Origin of the sequence: Paenibacillus sp. NRS-1760, assembly GCF_050467785.1 — a bacterium.
Classification (GTDB): Bacteria; Bacillota; Bacilli; order Paenibacillales; family Paenibacillaceae; genus Pristimantibacillus.
In genome coordinates this window covers 1-14,760 of the sequence record NZ_JBITPK010000002.1, presented here as the reverse complement: position 1 = coordinate 14,760, position 14,760 = coordinate 1, and the positions used below count along the sequence as shown (strand labels likewise).

General features: G+C 45.4%; 15 protein-coding genes and 1 other RNA gene. 15 read left to right on the top strand and 1 reads right to left on the bottom strand.

From position 1 onward, the window contains the following. Positions 1-3: 3 nt before the first annotated feature. Entirely contained in the window at positions 4-1,140 is a 1,137-nt protein-coding gene (locus ACIFSR_RS00085; protein WP_339205988.1) for a S8 family peptidase, read from the bottom strand. A 460-nt stretch (positions 1,141-1,600) separates the two neighbouring features. Here ACIFSR_RS00085 and rpoE point away from each other — a divergent pair, with 460 nt between their 5' ends. From rpoE to ACIFSR_RS00010, 15 genes are all read left to right on the top strand, one after another. Continuing rightward, the gene (rpoE, locus tag ACIFSR_RS00080) at positions 1,601-2,173 is read left to right on the top strand and encodes a DNA-directed RNA polymerase subunit delta (protein ID WP_076271588.1); all 573 of its coding nucleotides are present in this window, start codon (positions 1,601-1,603) and stop codon (positions 2,171-2,173) included. Positions 2,174-2,663: 490 nt separating this feature from the next. Beyond that, complete coding sequence (locus tag ACIFSR_RS00075) at positions 2,664-4,265, top strand: CTP synthase (protein ID WP_430053890.1); 1,602 nt, start codon at positions 2,664-2,666, stop codon at positions 4,263-4,265. 156 nt (positions 4,266-4,421) lie between these two features. Beyond that, positions 4,422-4,820 (top strand): response regulator, encoded by a 399-nt coding sequence (locus ACIFSR_RS00070; protein ID WP_076271590.1) that lies wholly within the window; start codon positions 4,422-4,424, stop codon positions 4,818-4,820. 197 nt (positions 4,821-5,017) lie between these two features. Beyond that, the gene (locus ACIFSR_RS00065) at positions 5,018-5,230 is read left to right on the top strand and encodes a class II fructose-bisphosphate aldolase (protein ID WP_430053886.1); all 213 of its coding nucleotides are present in this window, start codon (positions 5,018-5,020) and stop codon (positions 5,228-5,230) included. Between the two features lie 301 nt (positions 5,231-5,531). After that, a complete protein-coding gene (locus ACIFSR_RS00060) occupies positions 5,532-6,794 on the top strand; it encodes a UDP-N-acetylglucosamine 1-carboxyvinyltransferase (RefSeq protein ID WP_076271592.1) in 1,263 nt (420 codons plus the stop codon). 123 nt (positions 6,795-6,917) lie between these two features. Further along, a complete protein-coding gene (gene rho, locus ACIFSR_RS00055) occupies positions 6,918-8,252 on the top strand; it encodes a transcription termination factor Rho (protein WP_430053883.1) in 1,335 nt (444 codons plus the stop codon). 21 nt (positions 8,253-8,273) lie between these two features. Then, positions 8,274-9,527 carry a radical SAM protein gene (locus tag ACIFSR_RS00050; RefSeq protein ID WP_339205995.1) on the top strand — a complete coding sequence of 418 codons (1,254 nt, stop codon included), beginning with the start codon at positions 8,274-8,276 and terminating at the stop codon, positions 9,525-9,527. A gap of 144 nt (positions 9,528-9,671) precedes the next feature. Further along, the gene (rpmE, locus tag ACIFSR_RS00045; protein WP_339205996.1) at positions 9,672-9,869 is read left to right on the top strand and encodes a 50S ribosomal protein L31; all 198 of its coding nucleotides are present in this window, start codon (positions 9,672-9,674) and stop codon (positions 9,867-9,869) included. Positions 9,870-9,952: 83 nt separating this feature from the next. Then, positions 9,953-10,381 carry a hypothetical protein gene (locus tag ACIFSR_RS00040; RefSeq protein ID WP_076271596.1) on the top strand — a complete coding sequence of 143 codons (429 nt, stop codon included), beginning with the start codon at positions 9,953-9,955 and terminating at the stop codon, positions 10,379-10,381. Between the two features lie 67 nt (positions 10,382-10,448). Next, positions 10,449-10,717: signal recognition particle sRNA large type (gene ffs, locus ACIFSR_RS00035), an RNA gene on the top strand. Between the two features lie 323 nt (positions 10,718-11,040). Further along, positions 11,041-12,831 (top strand): DNA polymerase III subunit gamma/tau, encoded by a 1,791-nt coding sequence (gene dnaX, locus ACIFSR_RS00030; protein WP_430053878.1) that lies wholly within the window; start codon positions 11,041-11,043, stop codon positions 12,829-12,831. A 24-nt stretch (positions 12,832-12,855) separates the two neighbouring features. Beyond that, the gene (locus ACIFSR_RS00025; RefSeq protein ID WP_054025909.1) at positions 12,856-13,167 is read left to right on the top strand and encodes a YbaB/EbfC family nucleoid-associated protein; all 312 of its coding nucleotides are present in this window, start codon (positions 12,856-12,858) and stop codon (positions 13,165-13,167) included. Positions 13,168-13,303: 136 nt separating this feature from the next. Continuing rightward, on the top strand, positions 13,304-13,903 hold the full coding sequence (recR, locus tag ACIFSR_RS00020) for a recombination mediator RecR (protein ID WP_076271598.1): 600 nt from the start codon (positions 13,304-13,306) through the stop codon (positions 13,901-13,903). 161 nt (positions 13,904-14,064) lie between these two features. Further along, complete coding sequence (locus ACIFSR_RS00015) at positions 14,065-14,313, top strand: DUF2508 family protein (RefSeq protein WP_430053873.1); 249 nt, start codon at positions 14,065-14,067, stop codon at positions 14,311-14,313. Then, complete coding sequence (locus ACIFSR_RS00010; RefSeq protein WP_076271600.1) at positions 14,310-14,573, top strand: pro-sigmaK processing inhibitor BofA family protein; 264 nt, start codon at positions 14,310-14,312, stop codon at positions 14,571-14,573. The genes ACIFSR_RS00015 and ACIFSR_RS00010 overlap by 4 nt, the downstream gene beginning before the upstream one ends. The last annotated feature ends 187 nt before the right edge of the window (positions 14,574-14,760 follow it).

Here is a 14,760-nt window from a genome sequence, read left to right as displayed (position 1 = left end):
GACTCATACCTTATCCACGGTTTGCATCATACGCATCACGTCAAGCTCGCCGATCGTTCGGCGGGCTTTACTGCCTCTAAGGGGCTGAACGGATCGTTTAATAATTGTCTTGATCTCGGTAGGCGTAAGTCCCGGCTTATGTGCGAGCAGAAGCGCGATTGCTCCGCTGACATGCGAGGTGGCCATGGAGGTTCCACTCATTTCATTGTATTTGCCGCGCAGCCATGCGGATACGATTTTGTCGCCAGGTGCGTAAACGTCAATATAGGAGCCTCGATTGCTGAAAGGTGCAACGCGGCGGAGTTTATTCGTAGCGCCAACAGCAATCGTTTGAGGGTAGCGTGCCGGATAATCAACGGAACGGCGCTTCCCGTCATTGCCGGAGGAAGCAACGATAATGACACCTGCATTGTGAGCGTTAATGACAGCTCCAAGCAGCGCTTTGCTTTTTGTCTTCATACCGAAGCTCATGTTGATGACGTTCATGCGATTGCGGATACACCATTCAATACCGAGAATAATGTCGGATACGAAGGCGCTCCCATTATGGTCAAAAGCTTTGACAGGCGAGATTAACGCCCGCGGGGCTACGCCAATCATGCCCTGTAATTGATTTGCTGCGGCGATGGTACCTGCAATATGTGTACCATGACCGTTATCATCATGAGGGAGCATGCTGCGATTGAGAAGGTTGATGCCCCTAGAGAGTGATTGGCGAAGATCTGGATGGCTGAAATCAGCTCCTGTATCGATGACGCCGACTTTGACCCGGTGACCGGTTGTCGTGCTCCAAGCCAGCGGGGCTTTAATCTGGTTTACACCCCAGGGGATGCCCTTATCTACAATAATCGACTTTTGTGGAGAAGAATGCACGCTGATTTTACAATCTTTCTCAATCCAAACACGCCCGGCGAATCGCTCTAATGATTCCTCGGCCGGCAATGTGCAGGCTATTCCAAGAATGCTGGGCATTTGTCTAATGCTTTTTTGCGGTAAAGATGATGAAGTGACTTTAGGCAATTGCTGTAGGAAGTATCGGTAGTCGCTCGCACGCTGAAAGCGAATGATACGCTTAACAGTCGTTGTGTCCGTGCGAGCCATCGTATCCTGCAACATACGGATAAAAGCGACGGTGTCCAAACTTGGCTTCCCCTCCCGACGGACCATGCTGAACTATTGTATGAACGAGCGCTCTATAACGCATGAGCAACTTGCCTTTTTTCACATAATTAGGCTGAAAACCGTGTCAAAAATCGACTGGGGACATACGATGAACAAAGAGTTCTCAGGGACTCTTACGACCAAGGTGCGTTGCCTCGTGTCATGGCCGGATGGATACAGTCAAAGCGGAAGGACTATCCTTTCGCTTTTTGCATAGAAGTCCAAGCTATACCGCAGCAGCGTGGTCCGCTTGCTTTTTTGCAGGAAATAGGTTTTACTATACTGTGACTAGCGTAAACGACGGGTGCGAGCCTCTGGCAGTTACCGATCGTTTTGCGATTAAATGTGAGCGGTGTATAAGAGAATAACGTACACGATCCTTGCATTTTATAGGTAAGAACGAGTACATAAATTGAATGGCAAGAGAGGATGTGTCCATATGAGCAGCAGCAATTTCACGTTAAAGCTGGATCCTGAACGTATGAAGGAAATGCCTATGGTCGATTTGGCCTTTGAAGTGCTGAAAGCGGCTAATACGCCTTACTACTATCGCGATCTAATGATGGAGATCGCTAAAATACGCGGTCTTTCCGCAGACGGAATCAACCAGTTCATCGCCCAAGTGTATACAGAAATCAACATTGATGGACGTTTCGCTTGCGTTGGCAGCAACATGTGGGGACTGAAACGCTGGTATCCAGTTGAGCGTTCTGAAGATCCTGTAGGTAATGCGAAGCGTACGCGTATCATTAACGATGATGATGATCTCGAAGATGATGATGTATTTGCGGACGAAGAAGAGGATACTTACGCAGAGGCTGAAGAAGACTATGATGTATTCGACGAGGACCGCGAGGACTTCGAAGAGGCAGAAGAGGAAGCTGAAGTCGATGAGGAAGTTGGAATCGACGACGAGGAGCTGGACGAGGAAGAAGTCGACGGTGAACTCGATGCGGATGATGATGAGTCGGATGATGAGGAATTTGAAGACGACGACGAGTCTGACAAGTAAATGTTTGCTGAAAGTATAAGGAGGTTTAAGCACCCAGCTTATCCTCCTTCTTATACTTTTCTGCGGTACGAGCTCTGCTCTATACAGATGGCTTAGTCGTTTGAACTGGCGTGAGGAATATCCAGTCAGTTTCGCTTGACAGTTGCTAGGAGCGCAGAGTAAACTATCTCATGGGCTTAAGATTCGGTTAACAAATAACGCATACAAGCGCAAACGACTCGTTTTCGTCTTTTGACGAGAAGGTCAAGTTTCGCGGTGAAATAGAAGTGGAGCATAACGCATTGCTGATGCTTGCTTGTATTTTTATATATGCCAAAAAAGGAAAAGTGCCCCGTTGCTACGGGTGTCACTTTTTTTGTTTGTGAGGGATGGGTCTGTAGGATGCATTCCCACAAATTGGATGGATAGGCGGAGTGTATCCGCATCCATGTTTATCGAGTAAATGGGCAAACCTAAACATTAACCATAGGGCTTGGAGGGTATCATCACAGTGACCAAATATATTTTTGTAACCGGCGGCGTAGTGTCGTCCTTGGGCAAAGGGATAACAGCAGCCTCGCTTGGCCGATTGCTGAAGAACAGGGGCCTCAAAGTAACGATTCAGAAGTTTGATCCATACATCAACGTCGACCCAGGAACGATGAGTCCATATCAGCACGGAGAAGTATTCGTTACCGATGATGGTGCAGAAACAGATTTGGATCTTGGTCACTATGAACGGTTTATCGACATTAATCTGTCGAAGAACAACAATGTGACGTCCGGCAAAATCTATTCCAACGTAATTACCAAAGAGCGCCGCGGCGACTACTTGGGTGGAACTGTTCAGGTAATCCCGCATATTACGAACGAAATTAAAGACCGTGTATTCCGTGCGGGCAAAGAAGCGGGTTCTGATGTTGTTATTACAGAAATCGGCGGTACGGTTGGTGATATCGAAAGCTTGCCTTTCCTTGAAGCTATTCGTCAAATCAAAAGTGATATCGGGCGCGACAATGTAATGTATATCCACGTAACGCTTATTCCTTACATCAAAGCGGCAGGTGAAGTGAAAACAAAACCGACGCAGCATAGTGTTAAGGAATTGCGCAGCATCGGTATTCAACCGAACGTAATCGTATGCCGTACAGAGCATCCGCTTGCTGAAGATTTGAAACGTAAAATTGGCTTGTTCTGCGATATCGATGCGAATGCAGTCGTGGAATGCCGCGATGCGTCCACTTTGTATGAAGTGCCATTGATGCTTCGTGAGGAAGGCCTCGACGAGATCGTTGTTAATCATCTGAAGCTTAAGACAGAACAGCCAGATATGCGCGAATGGGAAAGCCTTGTTCAGCGTGTAAAGTCGCTTCATAAGAAGACGGAAATTGCAATTGTTGGTAAATATGTCTCGTTGCATGATGCGTACCTCAGTATTGTAGAGTCGCTAGAGCATGCGGGTATTGCTTCCGACTCAGAAGTGAAAATTCGTTGGCTGCATGCAGATGAGCTTACGGAAGAGAACGTCCACCAGCAGCTTAAAGGCGTTAATGGTATTCTTGTGCCAGGCGGCTTTGGCGATCGCGGTATTGAAGGCAAGATTACAGCGATTAAATACGCACGTGAAAACAAAATTCCGTTCTTCGGTATTTGCCTTGGCATGCAGGTAGCTGTCATTGAATATGCTCGAAATGTGGCGGGACTAGCTGGTGCGAATAGCTCTGAAATTAATTCATCCACTCCATATCCGGTTATTGACTTGCTGCCGGATCAGAAGGATGTTGAAGATATGGGTGGCACGATGCGTCTTGGTCTGTACCCTTGTAAACTTAAGCCAGGTACGCTTGCTGAGCGTGAATATGGCGATGAGCTCGTTTATGAGCGTCATCGTCACCGGTATGAATTTAACAATGAGTACCGTGAAGCAATTGAATCTGCTGGTCTTACTATTTCTGGAACTTCTCCAGACGGCCGTCTTGTTGAGGTTGTGGAAATGGCTGATCATCCTTGGTTCTTGGCTGTTCAATTCCACCCGGAATTCAAGTCTAGACCGAACCGTCCGCAGCCGTTGTTCCGCGGATTTGTACAAGCAGCGCTTAACCATTCCGAGTAATATATTGCATTTTTGATCAATGGCAGATTCTTTAACAACAACAGATAAGTTTTTCTCTTAACGAGAAGGATTATATACCCACTTTAGCGAATATATTAACGATTATGGAAGAGTTGGCCATTTTCTGGGTAAACTCATTTGCGGGGGGATTTGGAGTTGGATAAGAAGAAAGTGTTGATCGTTGATGATCAGAACGGTATTCGCGTATTGCTTATGGAAGTTTTCAGCAGCGAGGGCTATAATACGTTCCAAGCGTCTAATGGCAAGCTGGCTTTGGAAATCGTCAAGAACGATGCTCCTGATCTTGTTCTGTTGGATATGAAAATTCCCGGCATGGATGGTTTGGAAATTTTAAAGCATGTGAAAGCTATCGACCGAAACATTAAAGTCATCATGATGACCGCATATGGTGAATTGGATATGATTAAAGAAGCGACGGATCTCGGGGCATTAATGCACTTTACGAAACCTTTCGACATCGATGAGATGCGAATTGCGGTTAATATGCAGCTGCGAGGCGGCAACTCCACAAGTCGTTTTGCAATAGGCTCCTGATTTAGCAAATAAACGGTATCGTCTCTTACTTGATGGCGATGCCGTTTTTTTATTTATTGGCAATAGCAAAACAAGCTTTACTATTCCAAGGCTCATTATGTTATAATGTCTCAGAATGACAAGTCGGACCGAGCTGGAGGAAGAAAGATAACATTTACGAGGAAGACAGCGATCTTGTTAGTTCCTATGAATGAATTTTGCCAGGCGCTTATAGCAAGCGAGAAACAGTAGTCCAGTTCAACACAGACATCAGGGTAATTACACAAACGATTGTTGAAGCTGCTAAGGAAGAAAAATCACCGTTTATTTGCAAGGTCAGCGAAAGCGCCTTGAAATATATGGGCATTCAATTCACTGCTGCAATGGCGTGTGCCGGGGCCAAAAAAAATCTAGTCTTCCAATCGATTTGATTTTGATCATGATTTCAGTTTCAGTATCCCTTTGAGAGAAACATGTTGCTTTTACAAATACAATTTCAAGAAAACAAATAGCTAACGCTGATTCGTTGGAACTACGCCAATACTTGACAGCTGTGCGAATTGAGAAGCTGGCTGTTACTAACAAAAATCCGTTTGTTCGGAAGTAACAACTATGTGTAATAACAGGAGCAAAGGAATAAACCGCCTCATAACGGCAAGTGGGTTTAACACTCGCTTGCTTTGGCGGTTTTTCCTTTATTCTCTTCCAATCTACGGGAGGAACTATAATTAGATGGAGAAATTGATGATACGCGGTGGACGGCCGCTTCGCGGTACCGTTCAAATCAGCGGAGCCAAGAACAGCGCGGTGGCTCTTGTACCTGCTGCTATTTTAGCAGAATCAGAAGTTGTGTTGGATAATTTGCCTATTATAAGTGATGTAGCTGTATATAGTGAAATTTTGCAGGAGCTTGGTGCTGTCGTAAAGCGTGACGGCGATATGATGCGCATTGATCCTTCCGCGCTTGTCTCCAAACCGATGCCAAACGGCAAAGTGAAATTGCTGCGCGCATCCTATTATTTGATGGGGGCAATGCTTGGTAGGTTTGGTGAAGCGACAATCGGAATGCCAGGGGGCTGCAACTTTGAGCCTAGACCAATTGATCAGCATATTAAAGGGTTTGAAGCACTTGGTGCCACGGTAACTAATGATCATGGATCTATTCGAATTCATGCTGAGCAATTACGAGGCGCAAAGATTTACCTTGACGTTTCAAGTGTTGGAGCAACGATTAATATCATGCTAGCTGCCTCGCGGGCCAAAGGAATAACGATTATTGAAAATGCGGCAAAAGAGCCTGAAATTATAGATGTAGCTACTCTCCTTAATGCCATGGGCGCAAAAATCAAAGGTGCCGGGACTGAGACGATTCGTATTGAAGGCGTCGATCAGATGCATGGCTGCCGCCATTCCATTATTCCTGATCGAATTCAAGCCGGTACGTATATGATTGCAGCTGCAGCAACGCGCGGCGATGTCCTTATTGATAATGTTATTCCGAAGCACTTGGAAGCGATGAGCGCTAAGCTTGAAGAGATGGGTGTTCAAGTTATTGAGATGGATGAATCCATCCGAATTATTGGCGGACCTAATTATTCGTCCATTGATGTAAAGGCACTTGTGTACCCTGGTTTTCCTACGGACTTACAATCTCCAATGACAACCTTGCTTACACAAGCGAATGGAGTCAGTATTTTAACTGATTATGTATACGGTACTAGATTTAAGCATGTTCCTGAGCTCACTCGCATGGGAGCGGATATTCGTGTTGAGGGCCGTTCAGCTGTTATTGAAGGCGGCAAGCTGAGTGCTGCAAAAGTTAAGGCTGCTGATTTACGCGCAGGGGCTGCACTTGTTGTCGCTGCTTTGACTGTTGAAGAAGGCGTTACTGAAATTTCGGGCGTCGAATATATTGACCGAGGTTATGATAATTTAGTAGAAAACTTATGCCGCCTGGGTGCGGAAGTATGGCGTGAAACGGAAGCCACTTCATAAGGAATAGGACGATGCAGACGCTGTGGAATAGACGGCGTCTAATTCGGCAATGATGGATAATCAATCCTATGATTTTACTAGATATACAAAATCATAATGAAAATTAAATAAAGTGGTGAGAACATGACAGACCTTCAGATCGCAGATCTAGAAGAGATGAAATTGACCGACCTTTATAAATTGGCGAAGCAATTTCAGGTTCCCTATTACGGAACACTTAAGAAGAAGGAATTAATTTTTGCAATTCTTCGAGCGCAAGCAGAGAAGAGCGGCCTTATGTTCATGGAAGGCGTCCTCGATATTTTGTCAGAAGGCTTCGGATTTTTACGGCCTATTAACTATTTGCCGAGCAAGGAAGATATTTATATTTCAGCATCACAAATTCGCAGATTTGATTTGAGAAGCGGCGATCTTGTTTCAGGTAAATGCCGTCCACCGAAAGAGAATGAGCGTTATTTTGGTCTATTGCAAGTAAATGCTGTTAACGGCGAGAATCCGGAAACGGCTTCCGAACGATTGCACTTTCCTGCGCTTACTCCTCTTTATCCAGAAAAGAAGCTAGTGCTTGAGACGACACAGTCGAAGCTTTCCACTCGAATGATGGATTTGCTTGCTCCTGTAGGACTTGGCCAACGCGGTCTAATTGTTGCTCCTCCGAAGACAGGTAAAACCTTGCTTCTTAAAGAAATCGCCCACAGCATTTCCGAAAATCGTCCCGATATCAAATTGTTCGTTCTGCTTATTGATGAGCGTCCAGAGGAAGTTACTGATATGCAGCGCTCCGTGAAGGGTGAAGTTATCGCCTCCACATTTGATGAGCTGCCCGAGAACCATATCAAAGTAGCAGAGCTTGTACTTGAGCGAGCGCTTCGTCTTGTTGAGCATAAGAAGGACGTTGTCATCTTGATGGATAGTATCACCCGTCTTGCTAGGGCGTATAACTTGGTTATTCCTCCATCTGGTCGTACGCTTAGCGGCGGTATTGATCCAGCGGCGTTCCACCGTCCAAAACGGTTTTTTGGTTCGGCTCGAAACGTGGAAGAGGGCGGAAGCTTGACTATACTTGCGACTGCGCTGATCGAAACAGGCTCGCGTATGGATGACATCATTTATGAAGAATTTAAAGGTACGGGCAATATGGAGCTCCATCTAGACCGTAAGCTTTCTGAGCGTCGTATTTTCCCTGCGCTTGATTTGCGCAGATCTGGAACTAGACGTGAGGAAATGTTGCTTACGAAGGAAGAGCTGGAGAAGGTTTGGGCCATCCGCAGAGGTATGACGGATACGCCTGATTATGTAGATAATTTCTTGAAGAAACTTAAAGATAGTGAGAACAACGAACAGTTCCTCATGTCTCTTGATACAACAATTGAAGCGAAGCCGGAGCGGTCCGGTATAAAGAGCAGTACTACAGCGACCAGCAGGCGTCCAACGCCTAGAACTACGCACGGATCGTAAGACCGCAGGAGGGAGAACAACATGAATCTCGTATATGCGGATAAAAACGGAAATGTATTTGACCATCCCGACTTTATAGCTTTGGGAAGAAGCGGCGATATGATTGTCGAAATCATGGAGGAGGAATTAATTCCACTTCCTAATGGAGCAACTCTTGTTAGCCTGCCTTTCACTAGACCCATTGGTCTTAATCCGAGCACGGGCGAGATGCAGGCATTGCAAGGCGGAGCTCAAGCAGTCGGCGCATTACTTCCGCAAGGCTTTACTCGTCTATGCTTGCCGGGCTATGTGAAAGCGGACAAGAACGAGAAGCTGCCATTGTTCGGTTATACAGCTGTCGTATGGAAAGACGGTAACTTTTATGTAACGGCTGAGCAAAGTGACGATCCTGAAAGATGGGATCCACTTAATTGCGACCGTGGCGAACTAGGTATTCAAGTAGAGCGTATTCTTGCTAAATATCCGGATAATCGTCTTTATAAGCATCTGTCGAACTGTGCTCTAGGTTATGAGTGCTTAACCTCTTCCAACACATTTCTAGGAAGATGGGAGGGTGCTGTTCCGGTATCGTATTCTTGCAATGCAGGCTGCTTCGGATGTATCTCTGAACAACCTGATGATAGCGGCTTTGTTGCTCCGCAGACTCGGATGAATTTTAAGCCGACTGTTGATGAGATCGTTGAAATTATGCTTGAGCATTTGCGCGAGCCGGAATCCATCATTAGCTTTGGTCAAGGCTGTGAAGGGGAACCTTCAACACAAGCTAAAATCATCGTTGAGGCTATGAAGCGTGTTCGCAGTCAAACTTCGCTTGGATACATTAACATTAATACGAACGCGGGATTGACTGATTTCATGCGCGCGATTGTTGATGCAGGCCTTAATCTAATGCGCGTAAGTACGATTAGTGCACTTGATGATCATTATAATGCTTACTATAAGCCTCGCGGCTACAACTTAAAAAATGTTGAGAAGTCTTTGAAATATGCTTCTGACAATGGTGTATATACGTCGATCAACTATTTGATTTTCCCAGGGGTCACTGACCGTGAGGAAGAAATAGAAGCGATGATTGGATTCGTTAAGCGTACTGGACTAAAACTCATTCAAATGCGCAACCTGAATATCGATCCTGAAAGCTACTTAGCGATTATTCCTAAGGCACAAGGTGAAATATACGGGATGAAGCAAATGCTTGAAATTTTCCGTGAAGAGCTGCCGGGTGTAGTTATTGGCTCTTATACACATGTTCCACCAGCGGCATTACGTCGATAAGTACCTATTAGGTAGTAAATTCGGCTAATATTAACCATATCACTGATTATTCATTGCAACAGCAAATAAGTTCATGCTATAATCCGAGATGTGCGATTTAACTCTGAGTCCGCATGCGATTCAGGGCAGAAAGAGGTGAACGAGATGAAACAAGCTATTCATCCGACATACCACATCATTACAGCAACTTGCGCTTGTGGAAATTCCTTCGAGACTGGTTCGGTTAAACCGAGTCTTCGCGTAGAGGTTTGTTCCCAATGCCACCCATTCTACACGGGTAAGCAAAAGTTCCTGGATGCTGGCGGCCGCGTCGATCGTTTCAAGAAGAAATACGGTATTTAATCCTACAAATCGTTCCGCCTTTATTTGGCAGAATACAAGAGCCTCCCTCAGCCATCCTATTGGATAGAAGGGAGGTTTTTTGATTGAATAAACAAACATTCGGTTTGAGTAAACGATTTGGTTTATTTCAAATGGCAGCCTTGCTGGCTTGCTTATTTCTGTTGGCCATGACGCTCTCAGGATGTGGGAATGGAAGAAGTAAGCAAGAAAACAGGCTGAAAACCTACGGACATGATGGATACATGGGCTATTCCAACAGCAATCCCAATTTACCGAATCGTTATCAGTATCTTAATTATAATGCAGATGGAAAATTCATTGAGCAGGTGTTGAAGCCGATTTCCGGCATCGAGCATACGCAAATTTATTTTAACGGTACCGATCTTCATGTGAATGTAAAAGCAAATAAAGCACTGTCCGACGTTCAAGTCGAAGAGCTGCGAGCAAAGGCCCAGTCGGTCGTTCAATACAATATGCCTCGGTATAAGGTTCATGTAGAAGCCAAAAGGTAGCCCTGTCATTCGTCCAATTTCAACCGCGAGTTGCGCTTTAGGACGGAATCGGCTATACTTATTTTTGCCGTGCTAGATGGGGAGGTAGCGGTGCCCTGTAACTCGCAATCCGCTGTAGCGAGGTTGAATTCCTACTTGAGGTTATACTGATGTAGGGTCTTGGCACTTGCGAGCAGTGTTGACAGTTGGGTCCTCCGCAATGGACGTTTATGAACTTGGTCAGGTCCGGAAGGAAGCAGCCATAAGTAAATTAGTTCATGTGCCGGGGGAGTGCCTGACTCGAGCTGTAGTGCAAGGATGTCGCCTGGGTCGTATTTATCAGGAGTAGGTGCACGGTACTAAAATTTTCTAATATGATTTGCTAATAGCAAAAGTAGCACCTGTGATCGCTGTTCGATGTTTTTGTCGGAATTAGCGAATGCAGGTGTTTTTGTTTTTAAATGTTGTTTTAATAGGGTAAAGTCTTAGCAAAAGAAAGTTTTGCTTGCTACACAGTTGTTGTATAATAGGGGAGTAGCAATTGTTTAAAATATAAGAAAGTAAATTATTTTCTATTGCTACACTTATATTTCGCAATGCAAAGCAATTTCAGCGTCTATAAGACCGAACGTGCTTTTGCTTATTGTAAATGAAAAGGCAACTTGAAAGGAAAGGTCTGCGTGTCACATATCGCTTTATACCGTGCCTGGCGTCCGCAGACGTTTCAGGACATGGTTGGACAACAGCATATTATTCAAACGCTGCAAAATTCTATACGTGAGCAGCGTGTATCTCATGCTTATCTTTTTAATGGGCCGCGAGGAACCGGAAAGACAAGCGCTGCGAAAATATTAGCCAAAGCGGTTAACTGTGAACGTGGTCCGGCTGAAGAGCCATGTAATGAATGTGATGCTTGCATAGGGATTACCGCGGGACATATTATGGATGTAATTGAGATTGATGCTGCATCTAATCGCGGTATTGATGAAATTCGTGATATTCGTGATAAAGTGCGATATGCACCTTCAGAAGTGCGGTTCAAAGTTTATATTATAGATGAAGTACATATGCTTACGGCCGAGGCATTCAATGCCTTGCTCAAAACATTGGAGGAGCCGCCGGGGCATGTTATCTTTATCTTGGCGACGACCGAACCGCATAAGCTGCCTGCTACGATTATCTCCCGCTGTCAGCGGTTTGATTTCAGGCAGGTATCGCTTGAAGAGCAGACGCAGCACTTGCTTAAGATTTGCCGTGAAGAGAGCATACAGGCCGACGAAGATGCGCTTGCTTATATTGCAAGATTGTCAGAAGGCGGAATGCGCGATGCGATTAGCTTGCTGGAGCAGGTTTCAGCTTTTGCAGGTGATCGCATTACTCTCGACGCGGCAGTAGATGTGACAGGCGGCATGGCCGCTGATCATTTCTACCAGCTGGCGGAGGCTGTAAAGGATCGTCATGTAGCAGCAGTTATGCCGCTCGTGGAAAGCTTGATGCAAGCCGGCAAAAGTGCGGACAAATGCATGGAAAACTTAATTTATTATTTCCGTGATTTGCTTGTTATGAAGCTTGCTCCGCAGGGAGGCGCAGTAACAGAGAGGATCGTTGATCCTGAACGCTTCAAAATGATGGCCGAGGCCTTCACTCCAGAGCGATTGTTCGCTATGATTGATACGTTGAACCGTTATCAAGTGGAGCTTAAACATGCCTCGCAGCCTCAAACCTTGTTTGAAGTAGCGCTTATGAAGCTTTGCACGTTAAATGACGAGCAATCGTCAGGCGGAGCGGCTTCTGCAAGTGCAGCTGCTTCAGCATCAAGCGGCGGACAATCAGCTGAAGTAGGACGTTTGCGTCAGCAGATTGAGGCATTGGAGCGTAAACTAGAGCAAGCGATCCAAAACGGAGTGGGCAGCGGGAATAACGCTTCTTCGGCTGACAGCTCGGCCAGCAAGCAAGCAGCGCGTACTAATGCGGTTCGCAGTTCATTCGGCGGCTCAGGCGGCATAGTACGGTCCGCAGTCAAGCTTGATCCTTATCTGGCAACAGCAGGCAGTCCAGAATTCAATCAGTTCAGAATGAAGTGGAACGATGTGCTGCAAGGTGTGAAGGACGCTAAGATTACGGTCCATGCTTGGCTGAAAGACGGTGAGCCGGTTGCTTCCGCTGACGATGCCATACTCGTCGCATTCAAGAATACGATGCACCGAGAAACGACCGAGAAGCCCGCCAATCGCGAGATTATTGAGAAAGTCATGCATGATGTGCTCGGCGGTTCATTCCGTATTGTTACGGTTATGATGAAGGACTGGCAGGCGGCAGCGGCACAAGGCGCTAGTACGCAGAAGAGCGAGACGCTTCAGCTTGAGCCCGAATCTTCTGCATCACCACAAGCTGCAAGTCGGCCGGTATGGGTGGAAGAGGCCGTCAAACTTTTTGGTGAAGATTTAGTAGTAGTGAAGGATAAAGATTAAATTCTAATGATGAGGTGAATGGTAATGAACAATATGAACCAAATGATGAAGCAAGTGAAAAAGATGCAAGATCAAATGATGAAGGCTCAAGAAGAGTTGGAAACAAAGACAGTTGAAGGAACAGCGGGCGGCGGAGTAGTAACTGTATCTGCGAACGGCCATAAGAAGCTTCTTAGCATTACGATTAAACCTGAGGCTGTAGATCCGGAAGATGTCGAAATGCTGCAAGACCTTGTCCTTACAGCTGTTAACGATGCGCTAACTAAAGTGGATGATCTAGCGAATAAGGATATGGGTAAATTCACAGGCGGAATGAAAATTCCAGGATTGTTCTAAGAAGCAGTATTGCTTCTGTTTGAAATAAAAGAAAGTATATTACGTGTATACTTATCTTTTATTTTTCCGCCAAAGCTGCTTCAGTGTCCAGGGGACACTGAAGGCGTTTTTTGCTTGAAAGGAGCTGTACTCAGTTTTGTATTACCCAGAACCGATAGCGAAGTTAATTGATGCTTTTACGCGATTACCGGGTATTGGACCCAAAACGGCCGCCCGTCTGGCGTTTCATGTTCTTCGAATGAAGGAAGACGACGTCATTGATTTTGCGAAGGCGCTAGTAAGCGTTAAGCGCAATTTGTTCTATTGCTCGGTTTGCTGCAATATAACCGATACAGATCCATGTAGAATCTGTCAGGATAAATCACGTGACAACTCCATCATATGTGTTGTTCAAGAATCTAAGGATCTTGTTGCGATTGAGCGTATGAAGGACTTCCAAGGACATTATCATGTGCTTCAAGGCGCAATCTCGCCTATGGAGGGCATCGGTCCAGACGAAATTCGTATCGCTGAGCTGTTAAGAAGGCTGAGCGACGAACGCGTTCAGGAGCTTATACTGGCCACTAACCCGAATATTGAAGGCGAAGCCACAGCAATGTATCTATCCCGGCTGATCAAGCCATTTGGTATTCGAGTTACGCGTATCGCGCATGGCTTGCCTGTTGGCGGTGATCTTGAATATGCGGATGAGGTTACTTTATCCAAAGCATTAGAAGGTCGAAGAGAAATAAACTAGTCATAATAAATATAGAAAACGGCAGGTCGAGAAATTACTCGATCTGCCGTTTTTGTCGTCTTGAAAAGGTGCTCCGTTTAATATCTCGTTCTATTCTAATGTCCAAGCTTATACATATAGTAATGAACATGATGTAGTGAGGACAAGCGGGAGGGATAGATATGAGCAATACAGGCCAGCTCGAATTGAAAAAAGGGATGAACCAAATGGATGACATCCGAGCCGAAATTGTTGAGGCACACCGTGAGTGGGAAAATGCGAATCGTTTCTTTAATTACGCAGTCGGCAAGGATCAAGTGGATTACGCGATATATTGTATGATCACAGCAGAAAAGCGATATGAGATGCTGCTTCGATTGGCAAAGCGTACTAGCAAGAACTGGCCAGCATGGAGAGGGGTGAGAGTGTGAAGACAATATGGTTATCGATTTTTATTGGATCTTCTCTCCTGTTAGCAGTCGTACTGCTTAAGAACAGGTTATCGTGGGGATGGCTGCGCAGTTTCTCGCTTCATCTTGTTCTGGCGGCTGGTTTGCTGTACTTGTTAAACTATTCAGGTCTTGTTCCAGGGATGTATATCCCGCTGAATCCCATAACGATAGGAACTGTACTTACATTAGGTGTACCTGGAGTAGCCTTAATCGTTGGGCTCCAGTGGGTGGTGGTTTAGCAAATTTGAAAAAAGGTTTAAGGAAAAGGTTGACTCTGTATTCAATTATGTGCTACATTAGTTCTCGCCCCAAGAGTAAGTAAACAAGCTTCGAAAAAAGAATTTAAAAAAAAGCTTGCATTAACTTGGGCGAATGTGATATATTATAAAAGTCGCCGATACGAAATACGCGGTTGACACGAAAGAA